We start from the raw sequence: 23,778 nt of genomic DNA on the forward strand, positions 1-23,778 counted from the left end.
GGGACGAAACGGCGTGCCGCATGGGCTCCGCACGGGTCGAGCTCCGCGTCCGGGGCATGTCCGTCCCATGTCTGGCTGATGTTCGGCCACTGGGGGTCCTGTGGGCGTTGGTCGGCACTCGCCGTGGTTGAGGACCGCCCCGCGGGGAACGATGTCGGGGCACGGCCACGGCAGTGGGGTCCGTGTCCGGGAGGTTCCCGGTGGGGGTTCGCAACGAGGACCGACGCCGCCTCCCGGTGGCTCGGACCGACGCCGGGCCCCCCGCGACGGGGACCTGACGGATGTGGGCGCCTCCCTCGAGATCCGCGAAGYGGATCCCTGGGATCCAGGGCTCCCCGGACGGGCAACTCGCCCGAACCGTCGTAACAGATGTTGTCTTGGCATAACCTTGTTTCCTACGAGACGCAGAGTGGGAACTATCTCGTTACACGGGTGCTCGCCCGCACCACCGCACCGCTGAGAGGCCGCCCGATGACTATTCGTCACGATTCGATCACCGCAGAACTCGCCCTCCGGCTCGTCGTGCCAGGGGGTGCCCCGGTCCCAGTCGCCGCGACAGTCCGGTATGAGCCTGACGACCCATATGCGGTCAGCATCGGGTTCCGCACCGGAGCGGACGAGGTTGTCGAGTGGACCTTCGCCCGGCAGCTCCTGAGCGACGGTGTCCGTCGCCCGGCCGGCGACGGGGACGTCCAAGTCTGGCCCGCGGCGCAGTCGGGCGGCAGGATCGTCTGCCTGTCGCTGTCGAGCCCATCAGGGCACGCCCTGTTCGAGATGCCCCGCTCAGAGGTGTTGGCGTTCCTACGCCGCACCTACGCGGCCGTCCCTCTCGGCAGTGAGAGCGACGTGATCGACCTCGACGCCGAGCTGGCTCTCCTTATCTGGGGTGGCCCCGACCGGTGATGCACCCGGGTCGGGCGCCATCAGGGCCCGACCCGCGAATTCCGGTGCGGGCACCGTCCGGCGAACGACATATCGCCAGGCCCGTCCGGTGGGACCCTCCACCGGACGGGTTTTTTCGCCCCACAGTCCGGTTGGTCACCACCCCGCGCGGACACGGCGCCGCGCCCAGGCCGCGGCCAGCGCCGCCGACCGCTCCCCCACGACCACCCGGCCAGTCGCCCCACCTCCGGCGGCATCCGGCCCGACCCACCACTTTCAGGCGCCCCACCGCCCACACATCCAGGCTCATCGAGACGCCGGGCCCCGGGCCGACAGCCCTCCCTCACCAAGCCAAACCCCGCAAGCCCCACCGACCCACCGCACCACGCCCGGCAAGCCCGGCAAGCCCGGCAGCCCACAACAGAGCGACCAAAACGCCCACCAAAGGGCCGGAACCCACCAAGGGCCGAAGCATCGTCCACAAGCCCGACAGTCCGGCACCGTACATCCCGAACAACGCAACGCAAGAAAAAGAAAGGCCGCAACGCGCGAAGCGCGAGCGGCCGGGGGTGTCGGGGGGTGAAGCCCCCTGACACGGGGGTTCCAGGGGGTCGCCCCCCTGGGCAGACGTTCCAGGGGGGCGCCCCCCTGGGCAGACATCGCGGCCGGCGGCGAAGCCAACCAAAGGTTGGCAAGCAGCCGAATTCCGGCTCGTGGGCGATACTGGGATTGAACCAGTGGCCTCTACCGTGTCAAGGTAGCGCTCTCCCACTGAGCTAATCGCCCGAAAGGGTTTTTACACCCGTGTAAGTGCGAGGCGGAGGCGGGAATCGAACCCGCGTACAGGGCTTTGCAGGCCCTTGCCTAAGCCACTCGGCCACTCCGCCGGAGGAGGCCTTATGGGCGTGACCTCGTGACCTCGCTACTTCCGAGCGGACGACGGGATTCGAACCCGCGACCCTCACCTTGGCAAGGTGATGCTCTACCAACTGAGCCACGTCCGCGTGCTTGCCTACCTTACAGGATCCAGATCCTGTCGCCGTGACCGCGTCTCACGATCTCGATCGGCGGCCGGTAGGTTCGCCGCCCTCCGGAGTCTAGCAGAAGGCCCGGGTTGCCCCGGTTTGCCTGCCTTTGCCGCCCCCGTCGGGTGCAAGAGGAACTCTAGCGGACGCTGGGCCCGATCGTCGAACAGCGCGCAACCGTCGTCCAGATGTTGCGCGATACCCCGCGTCATCGGTCTGTCGTGGGTACCCGGGTGAGGCATCTTCCCCGCTCGGAGCGGCGCGCCCGCCCGTCTCCACCCGCCCTCAGGCCTCAGGCACCCAGCAAACGCGCCCCAGCCATCGGTGGTGGTGGCGCATCAGCGCTGTCCGGTCGCGGGACAGCGCTAACTCGCCGGCGCGGTGAGGTAGCGGGCGATGCCGGAGGCGATGCCGTCGGCGGCTCGCTGGCGCCAGGCGGGGTCGCTGACGCGCGCCGCGTCGGCCGGGTTGCGCATGTTGGCGCACTCGACGAACACCTTGGGGACCGTCGAGAGGTTCAGCCCGCCCAGATCGGACCGGTCGACGATGCCCTGGTGGGTGGGCAGGTAGTTGGCTGGCGCCTGGCCGGTCGAGGAGGCGAAGGCGTCGCGCAACTGGGTCGCCAGCCGCCCGGAGGCGACCAGGATGCCGGCGTTCACACTGTCGGGCGCGCGGTCCGGGGCGATGACGTGGAATCCGAAGCCGTCCGCCGGGCCGCCGTCGGCGTGGATGGAGACAGCGGCGTCGGCGTGCGCGTCGGCGCTGGCCCGGGCACGCGCGTCGACGCACGGGCCGACGCCGGTGTCGTTGTTCCTCGTCAGCACGACGGTGGCGCCGCGGCCGCGCAGCAGCTGGGCCGCCCGGTTCGCCACGTCCCACGTGAAGGCGTGCTCCGGGTAGCCCGCGTCGGTGCTCGCGCCGACGGTGTCGCACTCCTTCAGGAAGCCGCCGGCGTCGACCTTGCGGTCGATCTGCGCCGAGGCCGCGCCGTTGCCGCCGTCGTGCCCCGGGTCGAGCACGATCGCGCGCCCGCGCAGGTCGTCGCCCGGCGGCACCGCGCCTGGGGCCTCCGAGCTGGGAACCGCCGGGCTGGGGACCGCCGTCGCCGACGGGACCCCATCCGGCAGCGCCGGGGCCGGCACATCGCCGGCCCCGCTCGCGCCCGCCGCCCCGTTGACGGCGGCGTGCCCCGCCGAGGGGCCCCCGCCAGCGGCGCCGCCCACCAGCACGGCCACCAGTGCCGCCAGGAGCAGCACCACGGCCGCCGTCAGCGCCAGCACGGGCCGCGGCACTCCCCTACCCGCGAGCGGCGACCGTCCCGCGAGCGCATGACTGCGCTGGTTCCGTTGGGACAGCCCTCTCCGGCGCCCCCCGACCGCCTGCCGCGGCCGCGACCACCGCGCGGGCGCCGCGCGGGCGCCGGTCGGGCGGCGGCCGCCCGCCTGGCGGCCGCCGCCCGCGGGCGGCGGCCGGCTCGCGGACGGCGGCCGGCTCGCGGACGGGGAGGAATCAGCCGGTGGTGACAAAGTCAATGAGCTCCTCGACGGCGCGTAGCAGACCCACCTCGAGGTCGCTGTAGCTGTCCACGGACGCCAGCACGCGCCGCCACATCTCGGCGGGTTCGCGCACGCCGAGCGCGCGACACACGCCTTCCTTCCAAGGCTGCCCGCGCGGCACCTCGGGCCAGGCCTGGATGCCGACGGAGGCGGGCTTCACCGCCTGCCAGATGTCAACGTAGGGATGGCCCGTCACCAGGATGTGCTCGCCTGTGACAGATGCCGCGATCCGGCTTTCCTTTGAGCCGGCGACCAGGTGGTCGACGAGCACCCCCAGCCGGCGCCCGGCACCCGGCCGGAACGCGGCCACGATCGCCGGCAGCTCGTCCACTCCGTCGAGGGGTTCCACGACGACGCCCTCGACCCTCAGGTCGTCGCCCCAGACCCGCTCGACGAGCGCCGCGTCGTGCAGGCCCTCGACGTAGATCCGGCCGGCCCTGGCGACCCGCGCCGGCGCGTTCGGCACCGCGATCGAGCCGGACGCGGTCCGCCCGGGACCCGCGGGCACGGCCCTTCGCGGCCGGGCCAGCGTGACCCGCCGGCCCTCCAGCAGAAACGCCCCGTCCTCGAGCGGGAAGAGCCGGCGGACGCCGAACCGGTCCTCCAGCGTCACCCCGGTGGCGTCCAGGCCGACGACGGCGCCGCAGAAACCGCTCGCCGCGTCCTCGACGACGAGGTCCGGCTCGGCCTCGACAACGGGTATGGCTGCCGGCGCCTTCTTCGCGGACGGAGCCAGGACGTCCCGGCCATAGTCGCGGCTACGCATACCCGACACCCTAGGATCACAGCACGAGTGGCCCCACGCGGGCACACCGGGCGGCACGGGAGGAACACGCCGATGACGACGTATGGCCCCGGGGTGGCATTGATCGTCGTCGATCTGCAGAACGACTTCGCGACGAGGGAAGGCAGCCTCTACGTCCACGGCGGCGAGGAGATCGTCGACGCGGTGAACGCGCAGGCCGAGAGCGCGACCGCGGCCGGCTCGCCGGTCTTCTGGACGCAGGACTGGCACCCTGAGGTCACGCCGCATTTCGTGACGTCCGGAGGCGTCTGGCCGCCGCACTGCGTGGCCGGGACGGCCGGCGCCGAGTTCCACGCCGATGCGCGGGTCACCGGTGAGGTGATCCGCAAGGGTGTCGACGGTACCGACGGCTACTCGGGGTTCTCGGTGCGCGATCCCAGGTCGGGCGTGCGGACGTCGACCGTGCTTGGTGACCGGCTCATGGCGGCCGGCTGCGGCCAGGTGGTGGTCGTCGGTCTCGCCGGCGACCACTGCGTCAAGGAGACAGCCCTGGACGCCAGGCGTCTCGGGCTGGACGTCGTCGTCCCGCTCGAGCTCACCCGGTTCGTCAACCTCCAGCCAGGCGACGACGAACGCGCCGTCGCCGAGCTGCGCGCCGCGGGCGTCCGGGTGGACAGTGCCCCGCCAGCGAGGTCAGACGTCATCTCTTAGCCGGGCGCGGGTCCCGGGCCGGGGGCGTGGACCTCCCGATCGGCTTCACCGATCGGGATGGACCTCGGAGCCCCGGCGACCGGGCCTGCGCGGTATGGACGTGCGGTTTCCGTGCCTTACGGGCGGATCGTCTTACGCGGCGCAGTCCCGGCAGATCATGCGACGAGCGTCTACCAGCTGGCTGCGATGGTGAACCAGGTAGCAGCTGGTGCAGGTGAACTCGTCAGCCTGGCGAGGCAGTACCCGCAGGTTCAGCTCCTCGCCGGACAGGTCAGCTCCGGGCAGGTCGAGCTCGGTCTCGAACGGGTCGACTTCATCACCGAGGTCGGCCGCCGCGTCCGCCCGCCGCGCCTTAAGGGCCTCCAGGCTCTGCTCGGGGGCATCCTCGAGATCCGCGGTACGGGGGGTGTCGTAGTCGGTGGCCACTTGATTTCTCCCAGATGGTCAGGGTCCCTGCGAAATCGGCGAAGCCGATTCCGTAGGTTGCGCTCCTCGTGCCCAACCCACAACGCACGACTGTCTGGCAATGTGCCCAGGCTGAGCCCAGGACTTTCCTGTGGCCTTCGCCACACGATACGACCGGGTCACCGCGCAGCGTGGTCGTGCGGCCCACGGCCGCGACGCCGCCAAGCGCTCGATGGCCCCCGGTGTCAGCTGAACCTACGCCAGCACTAAGCCCGACCAGGGCAAGCTGACGTCGTTCTGGCGAGCAATGTACGCACCTCACCCACCGACCCCGACGCCGCACCGGCCCAGTCGGACGCCATGTGGCCCCGCTGTCATCCCGCCGACAACGGGGAACGCCTTAGCCGGTGCGGCGCAGCCAGGTCACGGGGGCTCCGTGGCCGCCGCGGCGCAGCGGCTCGAGCACGTCGTCCCAGTCGGTGCCGAGCAGCCGGTGCAGCCCGCGGGCGAGGGTGTCGCGGCCCTCGCCCCGCTCCAGCAGGGCGCGCAGCGCGGCCTCGCCGATGACGACGTCGCCGTTGGCGGCGATGCCGGCCCGGTGCAGGCCGAGTTCGGGGGTGTAGGAGTAGCGCTCCGCGTCACAGCCGGGTGACGGGCCCTCGACGACCTCGAAGGAGACGTGACCGAGGCGGCGCAGCCGGGTCGCGAGCCGGCCGGCGGTCGCCGGGGCACCCCGCCATTCCAGCCCGGCGTAGAGGTGGCCCGGCCGGGCAGGCTGCGGCGACCAGGTGAGTGACACCGTCGCCGACAGAGCAGCGGACACGGCGAACTCCAGGTGCGGGCACAGCGCCGGCGGGCAGGCAAGCACCGACAACATGCCCGGCACCACGTTCGATGTCGAGCTGGATGACAGCCCATGAGCTGACGACATGACCACGGAGTACCTCCGTCGACGAGGAACGCCTTCCCCTTGCGTCTCGTCAGTGGTGGCCTGTTCCGTGTACCGGACGATCGTGCCATGTCGCGGGGGTCGCGGACCACCGGTTTCGCCACCCAAACGAGTTATCTCACCCGCGATCCGGGTGACAGTCCAGGCGAGGTGTCGTCCAGGTCTCCGGCGCGTGTCCGGGCGGTGTCGCAGCGCATCAGTCCGTGGCGGGCCGGCTTCGACCCGCTTCCGCCCGGACGGCCCCGTGCGCCACGACACGCTGGTCGCCGTTGGTACCGGTCGGGTTCCCCGCCTGGGCGATCCCGCTCGCCCAGGCGGCCTCGCAGGCTTCTCCGTCCACGGAACACCAGGCGCGCGGACGGGCACCGGACCCATGAGGGGGTAGATTCCGTAGGCTTCGCGGGTATGTCGCAGGTCTGGCCTGGCCACCCTTATCCCCTGGGCGCCACATATGACGGATCCGGCACCAACTTCGCGATCTTCTCCGAAGTGGCCGAGAGGGTCGAGTTGTGCCTGTTCGACGAGGCGGGCTCCGAACGGCGGGTTGAGCTCCGCGAGAAGGACGCCTTCGTCTGGCATGGCTACCTGCCAGGAGTCGGCCCGGGACAGCGCTATGGCTACCGGGTCCACGGCCCGCACGATCCGRCCCACGGTGTGCGCTGCAACCCGAACAAGCTGCTGCTCGACCCGTACGCCAAGGCCGTCGACGGTGAGATCGACTGGGACCAGGCGTGCTTCGGCTACACCTTCGGTGAACCGGACAGCCTCAACTCCACGGACTCGGCGCCGCACGTGATGAAGTCGGTGGTGATCAGCCCGTTCTTCGACTGGAACGGCGACCGGCCGCCGCGCACCCCGTACGAGAAGACGGTCATCTACGAGGCGCACGTCCGTGGCCTGACCATGCGCCACCCCGATCTGCCCGACGGCTATCGCGGCACCTACGCCGGTGTCGCCCACCCGCTCATGATCGAGCACTACCAGAAGCTCGGCGTCACCGCCGTCGAGCTCATGCCGGTACACCAGTTCGTGYACGACGAGCACCTGGTACGCCAGGRGCTGCGCAACTACTGGGGCTACAACTCGATCGCCTTCCTCGCCCCGCACAACGCCTACTCCGCGTCCGGTGGCCTCGGCCAGCAGGTGCAGGAGTTCAAGGGCATGGTCAGGGACCTGCACAACGCCGGGATCGAGGTGATCCTCGACGTCGTCTACAACCACACCGCCGAGGGCAACCACCTCGGGCCGATGCTCTGCTTCCGCGGCATCGACAACGGGGCCTACTACCGGCTCATGGAGGACGACCCGCGGTACTACAGGGACTACACGGGCACCGGCAACACGATGYACGTCCGCCACCCGCACGTGCTCCAGCTGATCATGGACTCGCTGCGCTACTGGGCGACGGATATGCACGTCGACGGTTTCCGGTTCGACCTCGCCGCGACGCTCGCCCGCGAGTTCTACGACGTGGACCGCCTGTCGAGCTTCTTCGACCTGGTGCAGCAGGACCCGGTCGTCTCCCAGGTGAAGCTGATCGCCGAGCCGTGGGACGTCGGTGAGGGTGGCTACCAGGTCGGCAACTTCCCCCCGCTGTGGACCGAGTGGAACGGCAAGTACCGGGACACCGTCCGCGACTTCTGGCGCGGCRCCGACCACGGCATCGCCGAGTTCGCCTCCCGGCTGACCGGCTCCAGCGACCTCTACCAGTTCAACGGCCGCCGCCCGATCGCCTCGATCAACTTCGTCACCGCGCACGACGGTTTCACGCTTGCCGACCTGGTCTCCTACAACGGCAAGCACAACGACGCGAACGGCGAGGAGAACCGGGACGGCTCCGACGACAACCGGTCGTGGAACTGCGGGGTGGAAGGGCCGACGGACGACGCGGCGGTGCTCGCACTGCGCGGGTCGCAGGCCCGTAACCTGCTCACAACGCTGTTCCTGTCCCAGGGGGTGCCCATGCTCGTCGCCGGCGACGAGATGGGCCGCACCCAGGACGGCAACAACAACGGCTACTGCCAGGACAACGAGACGAGCTGGCTGGACTGGTCGCCGGCGGCCCGGGACACCGACCTGGAGCGGTTCACCGCCGAGGTGTCGCGGCTGCGCCGTGAACACCCCGTGTTCCGCCGCCGCCGGTTCTTCCACGGCGCCCCGATCCGGGGCACGGGCGAGGGCGAGTACGAGGACGGCACTGCCTCGAAGGACAGCACGGCCCAGAAGGACGACGGCGTCCCCCTGAAGGACATMGTGTGGCTGCGCCCGGACGGCGGCGAGATGTYCGACCACGACTGGGAGTCCGGCACGGCACGGTCGCTGGCCGTGTTCCTCAACGGCCACGGCATTCCCGACCCGGACGAACGCGGCGAGCCGGTCGTCGACACCTCGTTCCTGATGTTCTTCAACGCCCATCACGAGACGGTCAGTTTCCAGGCGCCACCGGCGGAGCTCGGATCCAGCTGGGAGATCGTCGTCGACACCCGCGCCGCCTCCGAGCCCCACCTGATCAAGGCCGGCGACGCGATCCCCCTCGACGCCCGCTCGACCCTCGTCCTGCGCCGTGCCGACTGAAGCCCCCCGCCGATTCGCCCGAGCCACGCGGTCGGTCATGCGCTGCCCTCTCGGGGTCGGTGTGGCGAATCGGCGGGGACCCCGGCCAACTCGGCCCCATGCCGACCGGCGCCCGGYCAGGCGCCTCGGCGGCTCACCCCACCTGACGCGGGCCCATGCCACCAGACTGGCCGCCGCGGGCGGATGGGCGGGAGGTCTCGATGAATGACGGCGCGATGGGCGACGAGCGCACCCGGGTCGTGCCGACGTCGACCTACCGGCTCCAGCTGCACCTGGAGTTCAACTTCACCGACGCCGCGGTGATCGTGCCGTACCTGGCGGCGCTCGGCGCCTCGCACCTGTACCTGTCGCCGGTCCTGGAGGCGGCGCCCGGCTCGATGCACGGCTACGACGTCGTCGAGCACGGCCGGATCAGCCCGGAGCTCGGCGGCGTCGGCGGGCTGCGCCGGCTCACCGCCGCCTGCCGGCGGGCGGGGCTGGGCCTCGTCGTCGACGTGGTGCCCAACCACATGGCCATCCCGACCCCGCAGACCGCGAACCCCGTCTGGTGGTCGGTGCTGCGCGAGGGGCCCGACTCCCCGTACGCCGGCTGGTTCGACATCGACTGGGCGTCGACGGACAACCCGGGCAAGGTGCTGATGCCGCTGCTCGGCCAGCCGCTGCACGACTGCCTCGAGGCCGGCGAGATCGCCCTGGTCAGGACCGCCGACGCCGCGGAGACCGGTGCCGGGGACCTCACCGGGTTCGGCGACGGGCGCGCCGACGACGACACCGACGGCGACGACTGGGTGATCACCTACTACGACCACGTCCTCCCGGTCGCTCCCGGCACCGCCGACCCGGACGACCTGGCCGGCACGCTCGACGCCCAGTACTACCGGCTGTGCTGGTGGCGCACCGCCGGCACGGAGCTCAACTACCGGCGGTTCTTCGACATCACGACGCTCCCGGCGCTGCGCCAGGAGGACCCCGACGTCTTCGCCGCCACCCACCGCCTCCTCATCGACCTGGTCCGCGGCGGCACCGTCGAGGGGCTGCGCATCGACCATCCCGACGGCCTCGCCGACCCGGAGGAGTACCTGCGCCGGCTCTCGGACGCGACCGGCGGGGTGTGGACGGTCGTCGAGAAGATCCTCGAGGGCGACGAGTCGCTGTCCGAGGCGTGGGCCTGTGACGGCACCACCGGCTACGAGGCGCTGAACAGGATCACCCGGCTCTTCCTCGACCCGCACGCCGCCCGCCCGCTGGCGGCGCTCTACGCCGAGGTCTCCGGCGAGGCGCCCGACTGGGCGCACACCGCGCACCAGGCCAAGCTGGACGTGCTCGACAACGTGCTGCGCCCCGAGCTGGACCGGCTGACGGCGCTCGCGCTCACCGAGGCCCGCCGGGACCGCGCCGACCTGACTCGCACCGGCCTGCGCGAGGCGCTGCGCGAGGTGCTCGCCGGCTTCGGCGTCTACCGCGCCTACGCCCGCCCCGACGGCACCCCGTCGCTGGAGGCCCGCTCACACGTCGTCCGGGCCTGCGAGGAGGCACGCCGCCGGCTCCCGCGCCGCGCCACCGAGATCGACCTGATCGAGGACCTGGCGCTCGGCGGCCCGGCGGAGTTCGTGGTCCGCTTCCAGCAGACCTGCGGCCCGGTGATGGCCAAGGGCGTCGAGGACACCGCGTTCTACCGGTTCGGCCAGCTGGTCGCGCTCAACGAGGTCGGCGGCGACCCGGGCGCCTACCCGGCCTTCCCGCCCGGCCACCCGCGCAGCGCCGTCCACGAGTTCCACGAGGCCAACGTCACGACGGCGCGGACCTGGCCGCTGACGATGACGACGCTGTCCACCCACGACACCAAGCGCTCGGAGGACGTGCGGGCGCGCCTGGCGGTGCTCTCGGAGGACCCGCGCGGCTGGGCGGACGTGGTCCGCCAGCTCGGCCGGCTCGGCTACCGGCACACCGACGCCGAGCGCGGCTGGCCGGACCYGGTCACCGTCTACCACCTGATCCAGACGCTGGTCGGCGCCTGGCCGATCTCCGCCGAGCGGGTCCGCGAGTACATGCTCAAGGCGGTCCGCGAGGCCAAGACGCACACCTCGTGGACCGACCAGGATTCGGCGTACGAGAACGCGCTCACCACCTACGTCGACGCCGCCCTCGAGGACCCGGACTTCGTCGCCGCGCTGGAGAACTACGTCTCCACGATCGTCGAGCTCGGCCGGCAGAACTCGCTGGCCGCCCGGCTGCTGCAGCTCACCGCGCCAGGCATTCCGGATGTCTACCAGGGCCAGGAGCTGTGGGACCACTCGTTGACCGATCCGGACAACCGCCGGCCGGTGAACTTCGGGGAGCGCACCAAGCTGCTCGGCGAGCTCGGCACCGACCCGCTGGTCCAGCGCCGCCCACCGGCGCTGGACGACACCGGCGCCGCCAAGCTGCTGGTGGTCTCCCGGGCGCTGCGGGTGCGCCGTGAGCACCCCGAGTGGTTCGGGCCGGGGTCGTCCTACCGGCCCCTGTGGGCGTCAGGCTCCGCGGCCGAGCACCTGGTGGCGTTCACCAGGGCCGAGTCGGTGGTGACCGTGGTGCCCCGACTGGTGCTGGGCCTGCGCCGCGGCGGTGGCTGGCGCGACACCACCCTCACCCTGCCCGACGGCCGCTGGCTCGACGTCCTCACCGGCCGCCGCCACGACGGCGGCACCGCCTACGTCCTGCGCCTCCTGCGCGACTTCCCCGTCACCATGCTCATCCGCGTCCCCTGAGCCGATCCCGGCCCCACCAGCCCCAGTCGCGGCGGTGAGCGTGCGGCGATGACCGCCGCCCGCGGATGGTCATCCGCCAGCGGTGGGCAGCGCGGGCCGCGGCTGCCTGTTCGGGGCGCCGCAGTCCGGCACCTCCTGGGTGTTGCGCGTCCGGACTCCCGGCAGCCAGCCACGGACCTCGCTGCCGGGAACCCTTACGCGGTACCAGCGATGGGACGACATCCCGACCTCGTCGGTGATCAACCGGCCGTCGGAGACCACACAGTCCGCGTCCAGCCGGTCGCCGTGCCAGACCCGGCCAGCGACATTCTGCGGACTCGACCGCTGCCAGGGATCACGGGACAGCCCGAGCGAGCACTCGAGAACGCGCTGCGAACGGCAGGCCTCCTCGATGTTGAACACCGTGATCGTGATGGTGGACCCGGATGTCGGCTCCGTGGAGGCGTTGGTCGTCGCCGGCCGCCGGTCCGTCCTGCCGCCGCGGCTGTAGAGGACAAGGAAACCGGCCACCAGCCCGGCCACGACGAGAAAGACGACCGGGACAAGCAGGACGGACCGGCGATATGGACGCCGGGGCGGGAGCACGACCGGGGCGACCGATGGCGCGGAGGATGACGGCGTCAAAGATGACGGCGTCAAGGATGGCGACGGCGTGAAGGATTCGGCCTGCTGCCCATCTTCACGGACGGGGGGCGGTGGGCCGGGCGGCGCTCCCTCACCGTCGGCCAGGTCGTCCTGCCCGTCATCGGCGGGGAAATGCTCGGCGAGCAGCAGCGACGTCCACGCCCGGAGCCATTCGGCGGACTGCTCCTCGTCACGCGCATAGAGACGTACGAGCCGTTCGACCACCTCGGGGCGTGGCTTCCGCCGCCCGCTGAGAGTGTCATACAGGGTACTGCTCGGGATGTTGGTTCGGACCTCGAGGCTCTTGTAACTGTCCCCTTCGGCGACCCGGAAGCGGGCCAGGACGGCGATGRACTCGGCCGTGCTCAGGGCGAGGCTGGGGTCGCCTCGCGAGCTACTGTTCGTGACAGCTTCGCTCGGTTGCGTGTCCACGGGCACGGACGATACCTACCGATATGTGCGCCTGCGACAGAATCGCCCTCTTTGGCATACAYCTCGGCCGCGGCTGACTTCACCGTGCGTTAAACGCCCAGGCTGAGGCGAAGTTGTCGGCTGGCAACGTGGGCGCATGATCGCGTCAGGTGGTCGTCCGGGGCGACGGGTGTGGTGGCGTAGCGTCTGGACGAGTTGGTGGGAGATCACTCATCCACTACCCGCACGGCGATGGCGAGGCCGTGTTCCGCGGCCAGGTTCCGCGACCAGYGACCCCAGTTGGTCGTCAGCTGGTCGTCGCCCACCGAGGCGGCACGCGACGTAGTTGTGACGTCTGGCGTTTAGCGGGTGGGGGTTCGGGCGGTATGACAGAGGCGATGAGCACTTTCCGGGTGTGGGCACCCCTCGCGAAGTCCGTCGTCGTCGTCACCGCCGAGCCTGGCGATCCGCCCGAGGCCGGCACCGCAGGCGTCAGCGCCACCGTCAGCGGCCCCAGCGGGGACGTGAGTGGTGATGGCGGCGGTGAGCCGACGGCGGACCTGGTGACCGACCTGGCGGCGGCTCCGGGGGGCTGGTGGGCTGCCGAGGTGCCGGGCACCGGGCATGGCACCGACTACGCGTTCCGGCTGGACGGCACCGCCGACGAGCTGCCCGACCCGCGCTCGGCATGGCAGCCGTACGGGGTGCACGGACGTTCCCGGGTCGTCGACCACGGGCGGTTCGCCTGGAYGGACCACAACTGGCGGGGCGTGCCGCTCGCCGGAAGCGTGCTCTACGAGCTACACGTCGGTACGTTCACTCCGGAAGGCACGTTCGACGCGGCCATCGGCCGGCTCGACCATCTCGTGGACCTCGGCGTGGACGCCGTCGAACTGCTGCCGGTGAACGCCTTTCCCGGCCAGCACGGCTGGGGCTACGACGGCGTCGGCCTCTTCGCCGTCCACGACCCGTACGGCGGGCCAGACGGCCTGCGGCGGTTCGTCGACGCCGCCCACGCCCGCGGCCTCGGCGTGGTCATGGACGTCGTCTACAACCACCTCGGACCGGATGGGAACTACCTCGGCCGGTTCGGCCCCTACTTCACCGATCGGTACGCCACCCCGTGGGGCACGGCGGTCAACCTCGACGACGCCGGCTCCGACGAGGTACGGGCCTTCATCCTCGACAACGCGCTCGGCTGGCTGCGGGACTACCACTGCGACGGGCTGCGGGTGGACGCGGTGCACGCGCTGCGCGACAGCCGGGCGATGCACATCCTTGAGGAACTCTCGACCGCGGTCCGCCGCCTCGGCGCGCACCAGCGACGGCCGCTGTTCCTCGTCGCCGAGTCCGATCTCAACGACCCGCGAATGATCGCCTCGGTCGAGACCGGCGGCCACGGGATGGACGGGCAGTGGGCCGACGACATCCACCACGCCCTGTGGACGGCGCTGTCCGGCGAGCGGCAGGGCTACTACGGCGACTTCGGCTCGCTGGCGACGCTCGCGAAGGCCTTCGAGGGCGGTTTCGTGCACGACGGGACGTACTCGACGTTCCGGGGCCGCGCCCATGGGAGGAAGATCCCGTCGTCGGTGCCGGCGTCCCGGCTGGTCACCTTCCTGCAGGACCACGACCAGGTCGGCAACCGTGCCATCGGCGACCGGGCGGCGGCKACGCTGTCCGACGGTCTGCTGCGGGTCGGCGCCGCGCTGCTGCTGGCCGGGCCGTTCACGCCGATGCTGTTCATGGGCGAGGAGTGGGGCGCGACCACCCCATGGGCCTACTTCACCGACCACGAGGCGGACTGGCTCGCCCAGGCGGTCCGCGACGGCCGGCGGGCCGAGTTCGCCACCCATGGCTGGAACCCGGCCGATGTGCCCGATCCACAGGCCGAGGCCACGTTCACCGGCTCGAAGCTGGACTGGTCACAGCCGGTGGCCGAGCCGCACCGGGGCCTGCTCGACTGGCACCGGCGCCTGATCGGGCTGCGCCGCGCGGTCGAGGACCTCGCCGACCCGTCCTGGGACGGCGTGCGCTGCGCCTACGACGAGCAGGCCCGGTGGTTCGTGCTGTACCGGGGCGGCCCGCCGGCCGAGGTCGCGGTGGTGTGCAACCTCTCGGGGACGCGGCAGTCGATCCCCGTCGACCCGACGGGTCCGGCCGGCGACGACACGGACCTGCCCGGGCCGGGCGGAGTCGTGCTCGACGTGCTGGCGGCGTCGACCCCCGGGTTCGTCTACCAGCCGGACAGCGTCGAGACCGACGGCGAGTCGGTGGTGATCGCCCGGTTGCTGCCCCGCCGGCTCGCGTGACGCTCCGCGGCCGCGAACCGGCCGCCGGCCCTGCACCGGGCCGGCGGCCCTCGGCCTAGCGCGGCCGGGTGCTCTCCTCGGGGCTCTCGGCGCGGCGGAGCACGAAGTACAGCAGCCCGAGCAGGCTCAGCGCGAACAGCAGGACCACTACCAGCAGAATCACGTACGTCGCCATGGCCCTATCGTCGCCGCCCTGCCCGCCGTCGGAAAATCCGCCCCGCCCGCCGGTTCGGCGAGGCTTCTGTCACCGTCCGTCAGGTCTGCCGGCCGGGCCGCCAAGGCCCGCGGCCTGACCGTGACCATCGTCAGACGTGCCCAGCCGGCACCGCTCCCACGCCTGCGGGCGCCCGAAAGATCCCGAGAGAGAACGCGGCCACGAGCCGCGGGCCGGCATCCGGTCAGCCGCTAGCTGGAGCCCACGCCCTGCCAGACGGCCTCCGCGCCGGCGTGGCCGATCCGGATCACCTCGACGACCGTCACCACGGCGAGAGCGATCACGATCACCGAGACGACGATCGTGACGATCCGCATCCGGGACGCGGTCGCCGTGCCTGCCCCCGAGGCGGCAGCTGGCGTCGCCCAGGCGGTGGGGCGCCAGCCGTCGGCGAACAGCAGTACCAGCGCGGCGACGAACAGCGCCGCCACCCACGGCAGCAGCTGCTCCCCCAGCTCGGCATGCCGGTTGACCAGTGGATTGTCGACGCCAAGCTGGTCCTTCAGCTTGTCCCCGGTCGACGTGGTGATCGGCACCAGGATGAGCGCGACGGCGGCCCCGATCGCGGGCAGCGGCCCGAGCGCGCGCCGCAGCCGGGGCCACAGCGCGACGAGGACGAGCAGCACCGCGGCCAGCGGCACGAGCGCGACCGTGGCGTGGATGATGAGGGCATGGGTGGGAAGCCCGGAAACGGTAGCGGGCAACGCGGCCTCCCGATGTGGCAGGGTGGACAGGAAGGTGGTGGACCGCCCGCCGCGGCGCGCCGGCCGAGACGGAGATCACCTCAGACCCTGCCCACGCCGTCTGAAGATGTCCTGAGAAACCCGCCGCCTTAGCAGCCTGCTTACTACTTCGTCCGTGCTGCCCGCCGCCGGCACGCCGCGCCACGGCTCCACAGGTCACGGGGCCGTCACGGCCCCGGGACGTCGGTTACGGGGCGGGCAGGGGGCCCGGCCCGGGGGCGGCGCCCGGCGATCCCGGGAGCTGGGTGTCGGGGCGCGGGGTGGCGTGCGGGTCGTTGACGTCGACCAGCCGCCCGATGGACCGCTGGGGCGCCGCCGTAGCCGGGCCTTCGGGCGCCGCCGGGCCTGGCGGCGGCGCGGGTGGCGACGGCCTGCCGAGCAGGCCGCTCAGCTCGCCGAAGCCGTTGCCGAGCGCGGTGGTCAGCTCGCTGGGGACGATCCACAGCTTGCTCGCCTGCCCCTGGGCGATCTCCGGGAGGGTCTGCAGGTACTTGTAGGCGAGCAGCTTCTGATCCGCGTCACCCGCGTGGATGGCGGCGAACACGGTCGCGATCGCCTTCGCCTCGCCGTCGGCCCGCAGGATCTGCGCCTGCTGGTCACCCTCGGCCCGCAGGATCGCCGCCTGCTTCTCGCCCTCGGCGCGCAGGATCTCGCTCTGCCGGATGCCCTCGGCGCCGAGGATCGCGGCGCGACGGTCCCGCTCGGCGCGCATCTGCTTCTCCATCGCCTCCTGCACGGAACGCGGCGGCTCGATGGCCTTGATCTCCACACGGTTGACCCGGATGCCCCACTTGCCGGTCGCCTCGTCGAGCACGCCGCGCAGCTGGGTGTTGATCTGATCCCGCGAGGTGAGCGCGGCCTCCAGGTGCAGGCCGCCGATGACGTTGCGCAGCGTGGTGACGGTGAGCTGCTCGATCGCCTGGATGAAGTTGGCGATCTCGTAGGTGGCGGCGCGAGGGTCGGTGACCTGGAAGTACAGGACCGTGTCGATGCCGACGACCAGGTTGTCCTCCGTGATCACCGGCTGGGGCGGGAAGGCGACGACCTGCTCGCGCAGGTCGATGCGCTCCCGGATCCGGTCGACGAACGGCAGTACCAGCGCCAGCCCCGGCACGAGAGTGCGGTTGTAACGGCCGAGCCGCTCGACGACCATCGCGCGAGCCTGCGGGACGATCTTGATCGCTCGGACGACGAAGATCAGCGCGACGAACGCCAGAACGAGCGCCGCGATCAGTCCACCGCTCATGCCAATTCCCCTCGTGGAGCCTCTGGCCCCGGGATCTCCTCCTGGTGGACGACGGCGGTCGCCCCGTCGATGCGCAGCACCCGCACCCGGCTGCCGACGACGAGCACGGCGTCCTCCGGGTAGGCCCGTGCCGACCAGACCTCGCCCCTGATCTTCACCCGGCCGTCGTCGCGGTCGACCCGCTCGAGGACGACGCCCTCGACGCCGATCAGCGCGTCCGTGCCGGTGGTGGTGAGCGGGGTGTCCATGAGGTGGCGGCGGGCGATGGGCCGCAGCCCGAACGTCAGACCGCCGGACGCGACGACGAACGCCACGACCTGCCAGGCCGTGTCGCCGCCGAGGAGCGCCACCAGCGCGGAGACGAGGGCCGCGCCCGCCAGCATGAGCAGGTAGAGACCGCCGGTGAGCAGCTCACCGACCGCGAGCGCCCCCGCGACCACGAACCAGACAACCTCGGCCGGCACCACTCCATCGTAGGCCCGATCATGCGATTTTCGGCTCGGCAATGTCGGCCGCCCGACAAACAGAGAATCAGCCGATTCGGCCTTCGCGAAAGGCCTTCACGCGGAGATCACCGGTCGGGGTCACCGCGCCCCAGGCGTGGCTCCGGCCGCTCGGGCCGGCCGACGGACCGGATTGGGTACCGTTGACCACGGGCTCTCCCCGTCACCAGGCGGTTCGCCGCCCGCCCGGCGGTCCCACGATCTGGCGGCACCCGCCGCACCCGGGGGCACGCCAGCCACCCATTCCCGACAAAGGAACTGTGACCACCGTGTCCGTGATGAAATCCCGGCAGCGCATCGCCTACCAGGGCGAGCCTGGAGCGAACTCCCATCTCGCCTGTCGGAACGTCTACCCGGACTTCGACGCGGTGCCGTTCCAGACATTCGAGGAGTGCTTCGCCGCGATCGACGACGGCACAGTGGAGCTGGCGATGATCCCGGTGGAGAACTCCACCGCGGGCCGGGTCGCCGACATCCACCACCTGCTGCCGCAGGCGACGGCGCACATCATCGGCGAGTACTTCCTGCCAGTGCACCACCAGCTCATGGYGCTGCCCGGCGCGACGCTCGACGGCCTGAAGACCGTGCACAGCCATCCGCAGGCGCTGGCCCAGTGCCGGGAGGCGCTGCGGGGGCTCGGCCTGCGGGCGGTGCCGGACGCGGACACGGCGGGGGCCGCGCGCGAGCTCGCCCAGTCCGGCGATCTGACCAGGGCCGCGATCGCCTCCGGAGTGGCCGCCGAGGTCTACGGGCTGGCGATCCTGCGCGCGGACCTGGAGGACGAGGACCACAACACCACCCGGTTCCTCATCTTCTCCGGCGAGAACCTGCGGGCCGCCGCCGGCGTGCACGAGCTGGTGACGACGTTCTTCTTCGAGGTGAAGAACCGGCCGGCCGCCCTCTACAAGGCGCTCGGCGGCTTCGCCACCAACGGCGTCAACATGACGAAGCTGGAGAGCTTCATGGTGAGCGGCAACTTCGTCGCCACCCAGTTCCTCGCCGACATCGAGGGCAGCCCGGAGGAGCTGGCCGTCGCGCGGGCGTTCGAGGAGCTGGCCTTCTTCGCCGACTACCGCATCCTCGGCGTCTACCGCGCCAGCCGGTACCGCGAGCACATCGCCGGCAGCACCGCCGCCAGCCGGCCCCGCGCCGCCGCAGGCTGACACGTCCCGGCAGGGCCGCGTCATGAGCCGCCGCACACCCGGCACATCGGCCGGGGCCGGACGCTAGGGTCGGGCCGATGCGCCGCCTGCTGCCCCCGCCCGAACCCGGCTCACCGACCCGACCGGGGCTGGCCGAGCCCGGCCTGGCCCAGGACGGCCTGGCCCAGGACGACCTGGACGCCGTCTACGCCGTGCCCGTCCTCCCGCCCGGCACGGCCCACGTCCGCTCGAACTTCGTCGCCTCGGCGGACGGCGCCGCGGAGGTGAACGGCCGCTCGGGTGCCCTCGGCGGGCCAGCGGACCGGTGGGTCTTCCGCACGCTGCGCTGGCTCGCCGACGTCGTGGTCGTCGGGGCGGGCACCGCGCGGACCGAGAACTACGGCCCGGCGATCGTTCCGCCCGAGCGGCGGGAGGCGCGGGTCGCGGCCGGGCTCGCGCCCGTCCCGCCGATCGCGGTGATCAGCGGGTCGATGGAGCTCGACCCGGCGGCGCGCCTGTTCGACGCCGAGGTCCGGCCGCTGCTGCTCACGCGGGCGAGCGCGCCGGCGGACCGGGTGGCGGCGCTCCGGGAGGTCGCCGACATCGTCGTCTGCGGCGAGGAGCGGGTGGACCTGAAGGTGGCCCTGGCCGAGCTGGTCGCGCGCGGCCTGCCGCGGGTGCTCACGGAGGGCGGCCCGGTGCTGCACGCCCAGCTGGCCGGCGACGGACTGCTCGACGAGCTGTGCCTGACAGTCGCGCCGCTGCTCGGCGGTCCGGGGCATCTGGGCATCGTCGCCGGGCTCTCCTGGCCGTCGGCACGGCCGATGGAGCTGACGCATCTCCTCGAGGAGGACGGCGCGCTGTTCCTCCGCTACCAGCTCGCCCGCGAACAGTAACGGGTCGCTACCCCACGTCATATCCACAGGTTAGCGGTCGTCCACAGCCATCGGTCGGCGTCTTCCGAGCGCGTCGCGGGCTGGCTAGCGTGCCGGCCAGTCCCGGGCGATGTGCGGGCACCGGGCAGCCGGTCGGTGGGCGAAGGGTGGGGCACCGTGGCGGGCACGTCGGTCTACGCGAGTGGGTCGGTCTACGCGAGTGGCTCGGGCGGCGCGGGCGGTCGTGGTGGCCCCGTCGCGCCGCCGCCCGCCGGGCTGGTCGCCAACGAGCGGCGCGGCACGCTGCTGGCCGCGGCCGCGGCGCTGCGCGTGGCGGACGCCGAGGTGGCGACGGCGTTCGGCCAGGTCACCACGGTGTTCGGTGGCGGCGCCTGGGAGGGCCGGGCGGCGACGGCGTGGGGTGGCGAGCTCTCCCGGGCGCGCGCCGGCGTCGCCGAGGCGCTCGCCGGGGCGGCGCTGGACTGTTCCGGTGCCGCCAGGGCCGAGCCGGAGTGGGTGCCGCGGGATGACCCGCGGGCGATCAGGCCGGTGTCGGTTCCAGGCCTCCCGCTCGACGGGCGGTGATCAGCCGTGCCAGGTCCCCGCGAACGCGTCGTTCTCGACACCACGCTCATCGGAACGCTCGTCGAGCGGCTGAAGGCGCTGCGGGACGTGCTGTGGCGCCACGCGCGGGTGATCGCGGCGCTGGTCGCTCCGCTCGGCCGGCCCGGCGATCCGGCGGCGGAGCTGCGCCGCGCCGCCGCCTGGGCCGACGACGCGCAGCGCATGCTCACCCGCCGGCTCGCGCTGGTGCGGGCCTCCGACGAGGCACGCGACGCCGCGACACCCGACGGCCGGCTGGCGGTGGTTGGCACAGGAGGTGGCACGGCGAGCGGCGGGCGGGTCGCGCTGACGCTGCCGCCTGACCCGTTCGGTGGGGATGGCGACGCCGCGCGGGCCGCCGGGACGCTGCTCGGCGTCGAGCTCGCCGGCGCCGCCCTGCGCGTGTCCCCGGACGTGGCGACGATCGCCGGCGCCGCCGCCCGGCTGGGCGTCGGCGCGAACGACCCCGACCTGGTCGCCGGCTTCGTGGACGCGGTCGGCCCCGACCGGCTCGCCGCCGTCCTGCGCCTGGTCGGGGGCGTCCGCGGCGGTGGCTATGTCATCGAGGCGACCGCGCGCGGCCCGCGGGTCCACGCCAGCCACGGCGGTCCACACACGCTCGTGGACGCGCCCAGCAGGCGCCTGCCGGCCGAGACCGCGGCTGCGCTGACGGCGGCGCTCGGCGCCGCGCTCGCCACCTTCAGCCGAGCGGGGCGGCTCACCGCCGGCTGGCTGGCCCGGTTCAACGCGCACGGCGAGGCAGGCGCGGCCGAGACGACCCTGCTCGGCCCTCTGCTCGGCCATGGCCGGTACGCCCCGGCGACGCTGCGGCTGCTCGGCGACGCGCTGTTCGCCGGCACGGACGTCGGCGGCGACCACTACCGGGTCCGCCCAGCACCGCTCGCCGGCCCGGGGACGGGTGGCGATGCCCGTGACGTCGGCCTGTTCGGCGGTGGGCCGCCGGCGGCCCGGGCGACCTACGCCGCCGCGCTGCTGCGCGCGATCGCCTCCGAGCCAGCCCTCGTCGCGCGCTTCGCCACCGACCATGTCGAGGAGATCCTGGCGGGCTCCCGGCTGGCCGCCCTGCCGCCGCCGGTCCAGACCGGTGTGCCGGAGCAGGTCGCCAGCGCCTGGGCCTGTCTGGCCAGGCGCGCCGGCGGGCCCGAGGCACGCCGGGCCGACCCGGCGGGCGCCGCGACGTTCGTCGCCAGGCTCGGCTTCGCCGTCCACCAGTACCGAGCCGCCCACCTGGACCAGACGCGCCGCTGGGATACCTCCTGGCTGCTGCCCGCCGGCCTGCGCGCCGCCATCGGCGAGGTTCTCGGCGTGTGGCGGGAGGAGATGTACGCCTCGGTGACCGGCCTGCTCCCCGCCGCCGACGCCCTGCGTGACGCCTCCGGCGGAGCCCTGGTCACCGCCTGGCCGGCCGCCGCGTCCTCTGATACCGCCGCGGACACGAGCGGGCCCTGGTCGACGCGTCTGACGGGGCCGATCGACGGGGCGCGGATCCCGGCCGAGCTGTGGGCGGACCTGCTCGGCGAAGCACTGGCCGCCGGCGGGCCGCTCGCCCGCGCCCTCGCGACCGATGCCGCACTCGTCGCGGGGCGCTGGGAGCAGGACCAGTGGGCCGCGACTCGCGGCTACCGGGGCGACGGCCGGACGGCCTACCCGGCGAGCCCGCGCGCGCTCGGGCGGCTGCGCCAGTCGGCGCTGTTCGCCTTCTTCGGCGCGACGCTCGCGCGGACCGCCGACCAGCTCACCCTGCGCGCCGAGCTCGACGCGCGGGAGGACACCAGGGACACCGCGAAGGTGATCGACGAGCTCGCCGCGATCGTCCGCGCGATCAAGCCGGCGGACCCGGTCGGCACGCTCACGGGCCTCGCGGTGAGCGTGCCGGTGGCCGGCGCGGCTGCCGACCTCAAACCATTCGGCGCGCCCATCCTGTCCTCGGACGCCCTGGCCGCGATCGACTCGGCCCGGATCGCCGTGGCGGCACTGCCCGGCTGGCAGGCGGCCTACGTGGCGTCGGCGACCGCCGTCTGGCTGCGCCGTGCCGACGACCCGATCATTCCCGTCGAGGTCACCGACGCCGCCGGCCGGCGCCGCCGTTTCACCGGCGACCCGCGCGCCGACGGCTTCATCACCGGCCCGCTCGACGACTTCCTCGACGCCGCCGGCCGCCCCCTCGCCCCGGAGCGGACGTCCCCCGCCAGGCGCGCCGCCTACCTGCGCTGGCTCGCCAGCCCCGCCCTGGTCGCCAACAACGACCGCCTCCCGATCCTCGTCTCCGTCCTCCCCCAACCCGCCGACTGAGCCGCCTTCGAAACCCGATCTTCATCGAGGCAGCCCGAATCGGGGCCGCGACCGTACTTTCCGGCCCCGTTTCACCTGCCACGACATGCCGGACCCACCCCCTGGCGGCTCAGCGCAGGATCTGGCTCAGGTCGTAGCGCACGGTCTCCTCGAGCTGGGCATAGGTGCAGCTGTCCGGGTCGCGGTCCGGGCGGAAGCGGACGAACTGGGCGGTATGGCGGAACCGGGGCCCCTCCAGCTGGTCGTAGCGGACCTCGACGACCAGCTCCGGGCGTAGCGGCACGAACGAGAGGTCCTTGCCCTTGCCCCAGCGGCTCTCCCCCGCCTCCCACGGCGTGCGGATGTCGCCCATCCGCTCCGGCGCCCACGGATGACCGGCCAGGTCCGTGACCAGCGGCGCGAGCTCCGCGGCGAGCGTCCGGCGCCGCTCCCGCGAGAACGCCGACGCCACCCCGACCGCGGCGAGCGCCGTCCCCCCGTCGGGCGCCTCCGTGTGGAGGCCGAGCAGCAGCGACCCGACGGCGGTCGGCTCGGCGGCGTACGGCCGGTAGCCGGCGACGACGCAGTCCGCCGTCCGGTCGTGCTTGACCTTGAACATGACGCGCTTGTCCTGCTGGTAGGGCACGTCCAGCGGTTTGGCGATCAGCCCGTCCAGCCCCGCGCCCTCGAACGTCTCGAACCAGCGGCCCGCCTCGTCGACGTCGGTCGTCGTCGGCGTGACGTGAACGGCCGCGACCGAGGCCGCCGTGGCGCCGACCGCGTCCTCGAGCAGCCGGCGCCGCTCGGCGAACGGCGTGTCCACCAGCGACGTGTCGCCGAGGGCGAGCAGGTCGAAGGCGACGAACGACGCCGGCGTCTCCTCGGCGAGCAGCCTGATCCGGCTGGCCGCGGGATGCACCCGCTGCCCGAGCGCGGCCCAGTCCAGCCGGTCCCCCATCGGCACGACGATCTCCCCGTCGAGCACGCACCGCTCCGGCAGCCCCGCCAGGAAGGCCTCGGCCAGCTCCGGGAAGTATCTCTTGATCGACTTCGTGTTCCGCGACCCGATCTCGATCTCGTCCCCGTCCCGGAAGACGATCGACCGGAACCCGTCCCACTTCGGCTCGTAGCTCATCCCCGCGGGGATCTTCGCCACGGCCCTGGCCAGCATCGGCTTCACGGGAGGCAACACAGGAAGGTCCACCCACCCATGATCGCC

Annotated in this window: 18 protein-coding genes and 3 tRNA genes; 9 read left to right on the top strand and 12 right to left on the bottom strand. The window is 72.6% G+C overall.

The window, feature by feature from the left end; genetic code table 11:
* Positions 1 to 471: 471 nt before the first annotated feature.
* Positions 472 to 903, top strand: a complete 432-nt coding sequence (locus tag BL253_RS13945; protein WP_007520135.1) for an SsgA family sporulation/cell division regulator — start codon at positions 472 to 474, stop codon at positions 901 to 903.
* Positions 904 to 1,596: 693 nt separating this feature from the next.
* Here BL253_RS13945 and BL253_RS13950 read toward each other — a convergent pair.
* The 5 genes from BL253_RS13950 to BL253_RS13970 form a co-directional block, all read right to left on the bottom strand.
* A tRNA-Val gene (locus BL253_RS13950) sits at positions 1,597 to 1,668 on the bottom strand.
* A 29-nt stretch (positions 1,669 to 1,697) separates the two neighbouring features.
* Positions 1,698 to 1,769: transfer RNA gene (locus BL253_RS13955), tRNA-Cys, on the bottom strand.
* A 44-nt stretch (positions 1,770 to 1,813) separates the two neighbouring features.
* Positions 1,814 to 1,886, bottom strand: a tRNA-Gly gene (locus BL253_RS13960).
* A gap of 386 nt (positions 1,887 to 2,272) precedes the next feature.
* Positions 2,273 to 3,187 (bottom strand): N-acetylmuramoyl-L-alanine amidase, encoded by a 915-nt coding sequence (locus BL253_RS13965; protein WP_241834774.1) that lies wholly within the window; start codon positions 3,185 to 3,187, stop codon positions 2,273 to 2,275.
* 229 nt (positions 3,188 to 3,416) lie between these two features.
* The gene (locus BL253_RS13970) at positions 3,417 to 4,229 is read right to left on the bottom strand and encodes a DUF3097 domain-containing protein (RefSeq protein WP_076817033.1); all 813 of its coding nucleotides are present in this window, start codon (positions 4,227 to 4,229) and stop codon (positions 3,417 to 3,419) included.
* Between the two features lie 72 nt (positions 4,230 to 4,301).
* Here BL253_RS13970 and BL253_RS13975 point away from each other — a divergent pair, with 72 nt between their 5' ends.
* Positions 4,302 to 4,919 carry an isochorismatase family protein gene (locus tag BL253_RS13975; protein ID WP_076817035.1) on the top strand — a complete coding sequence of 206 codons (618 nt, stop codon included), beginning with the start codon at positions 4,302 to 4,304 and terminating at the stop codon, positions 4,917 to 4,919.
* Between the two features lie 132 nt (positions 4,920 to 5,051).
* Here the strand turns inward: BL253_RS13975 and BL253_RS13980 are convergent, their stop codons facing one another.
* The gene (locus BL253_RS13980) at positions 5,052 to 5,345 is read right to left on the bottom strand and encodes a DUF4193 domain-containing protein (protein ID WP_007519529.1); all 294 of its coding nucleotides are present in this window, start codon (positions 5,343 to 5,345) and stop codon (positions 5,052 to 5,054) included.
* Between the two features lie 379 nt (positions 5,346 to 5,724).
* Complete coding sequence (locus BL253_RS13985; RefSeq protein WP_076817084.1) at positions 5,725 to 6,255, bottom strand: DUF3145 domain-containing protein; 531 nt, start codon at positions 6,253 to 6,255, stop codon at positions 5,725 to 5,727.
* Between the two features lie 423 nt (positions 6,256 to 6,678).
* On the opposite strand from BL253_RS13985, the gene glgX reads away from it, so the two are divergent.
* Together glgX and treY are read left to right on the top strand one after the other, a co-directional pair.
* Positions 6,679 to 8,847: a glycogen debranching protein GlgX gene (gene glgX / locus BL253_RS13990; protein ID WP_076817036.1), complete on the top strand. Its 2,169-nt coding sequence runs from the start codon at positions 6,679 to 6,681 to the stop codon at positions 8,845 to 8,847.
* A 200-nt stretch (positions 8,848 to 9,047) separates the two neighbouring features.
* Positions 9,048 to 11,594, top strand: coding sequence for a malto-oligosyltrehalose synthase (treY, locus tag BL253_RS13995; RefSeq protein WP_081438294.1), 2,547 nt, complete (start codon positions 9,048 to 9,050; stop codon positions 11,592 to 11,594).
* A 69-nt stretch (positions 11,595 to 11,663) separates the two neighbouring features.
* Here treY and BL253_RS14000 read toward each other — a convergent pair whose 3' ends face one another.
* A complete protein-coding gene (locus tag BL253_RS14000) occupies positions 11,664 to 12,656 on the bottom strand; it encodes a helix-turn-helix domain-containing protein (protein ID WP_116438855.1) in 993 nt (330 codons plus the stop codon).
* A 371-nt stretch (positions 12,657 to 13,027) separates the two neighbouring features.
* Here BL253_RS14000 and treZ point away from each other — a divergent pair, with 371 nt between their 5' ends.
* Positions 13,028 to 14,941: a malto-oligosyltrehalose trehalohydrolase gene (gene treZ, locus BL253_RS14005; protein ID WP_076817086.1), complete on the top strand. Its 1,914-nt coding sequence runs from the start codon at positions 13,028 to 13,030 to the stop codon at positions 14,939 to 14,941.
* Positions 14,942 to 15,346: 405 nt separating this feature from the next.
* On the opposite strand, the gene BL253_RS14010 is transcribed toward treZ, so the two are convergent.
* The 3 genes from BL253_RS14010 to BL253_RS14020 form a co-directional block, all read right to left on the bottom strand.
* Entirely contained in the window at positions 15,347 to 15,859 is a 513-nt protein-coding gene (locus tag BL253_RS14010; protein ID WP_076817042.1) for a DUF2231 domain-containing protein, read from the bottom strand.
* A gap of 226 nt (positions 15,860 to 16,085) precedes the next feature.
* On the bottom strand, positions 16,086 to 17,144 hold the full coding sequence (locus BL253_RS14015) for an SPFH domain-containing protein (RefSeq protein ID WP_076817044.1): 1,059 nt from the start codon (positions 17,142 to 17,144) through the stop codon (positions 16,086 to 16,088).
* A complete protein-coding gene (locus BL253_RS14020; RefSeq protein WP_076817088.1) occupies positions 17,141 to 17,608 on the bottom strand; it encodes an NfeD family protein in 468 nt (155 codons plus the stop codon). The genes BL253_RS14015 and BL253_RS14020 overlap by 4 nt, the downstream gene beginning before the upstream one ends.
* Positions 17,609 to 17,925: 317 nt before the next feature.
* Between BL253_RS14020 and BL253_RS14025 the strand changes: the two genes are divergently transcribed.
* From BL253_RS14025 to BL253_RS14040, 4 genes are all read left to right on the top strand, one after another.
* Complete coding sequence (locus BL253_RS14025; protein ID WP_076817090.1) at positions 17,926 to 18,810, top strand: prephenate dehydratase; 885 nt, start codon at positions 17,926 to 17,928, stop codon at positions 18,808 to 18,810.
* A gap of 77 nt (positions 18,811 to 18,887) precedes the next feature.
* Positions 18,888 to 19,685, top strand: coding sequence for a pyrimidine reductase family protein (locus BL253_RS14030; RefSeq protein ID WP_076817045.1), 798 nt, complete (start codon positions 18,888 to 18,890; stop codon positions 19,683 to 19,685).
* 156 nt (positions 19,686 to 19,841) lie between these two features.
* Positions 19,842 to 20,249 (top strand): hypothetical protein, encoded by a 408-nt coding sequence (locus BL253_RS14035; protein WP_131831492.1) that lies wholly within the window; start codon positions 19,842 to 19,844, stop codon positions 20,247 to 20,249.
* Between the two features lie 6 nt (positions 20,250 to 20,255).
* A complete protein-coding gene (locus BL253_RS14040; protein WP_076817049.1) occupies positions 20,256 to 22,580 on the top strand; it encodes a hypothetical protein in 2,325 nt (774 codons plus the stop codon).
* 109 nt (positions 22,581 to 22,689) lie between these two features.
* Here the strand turns inward: BL253_RS14040 and BL253_RS14045 are convergent, their stop codons facing one another.
* On the bottom strand, positions 22,690 to 23,751 hold the full coding sequence (locus BL253_RS14045) for an ATP-dependent DNA ligase (RefSeq protein ID WP_241834776.1): 1,062 nt from the start codon (positions 23,749 to 23,751) through the stop codon (positions 22,690 to 22,692).
* Positions 23,752 to 23,778 lie beyond the last annotated feature (27 nt).

The organism is Pseudofrankia asymbiotica (genome assembly GCF_001983105.1).
Taxonomy (GTDB): domain Bacteria; phylum Actinomycetota; class Actinomycetes; order Frankiales; family Frankiaceae; genus Pseudofrankia; species Pseudofrankia asymbiotica.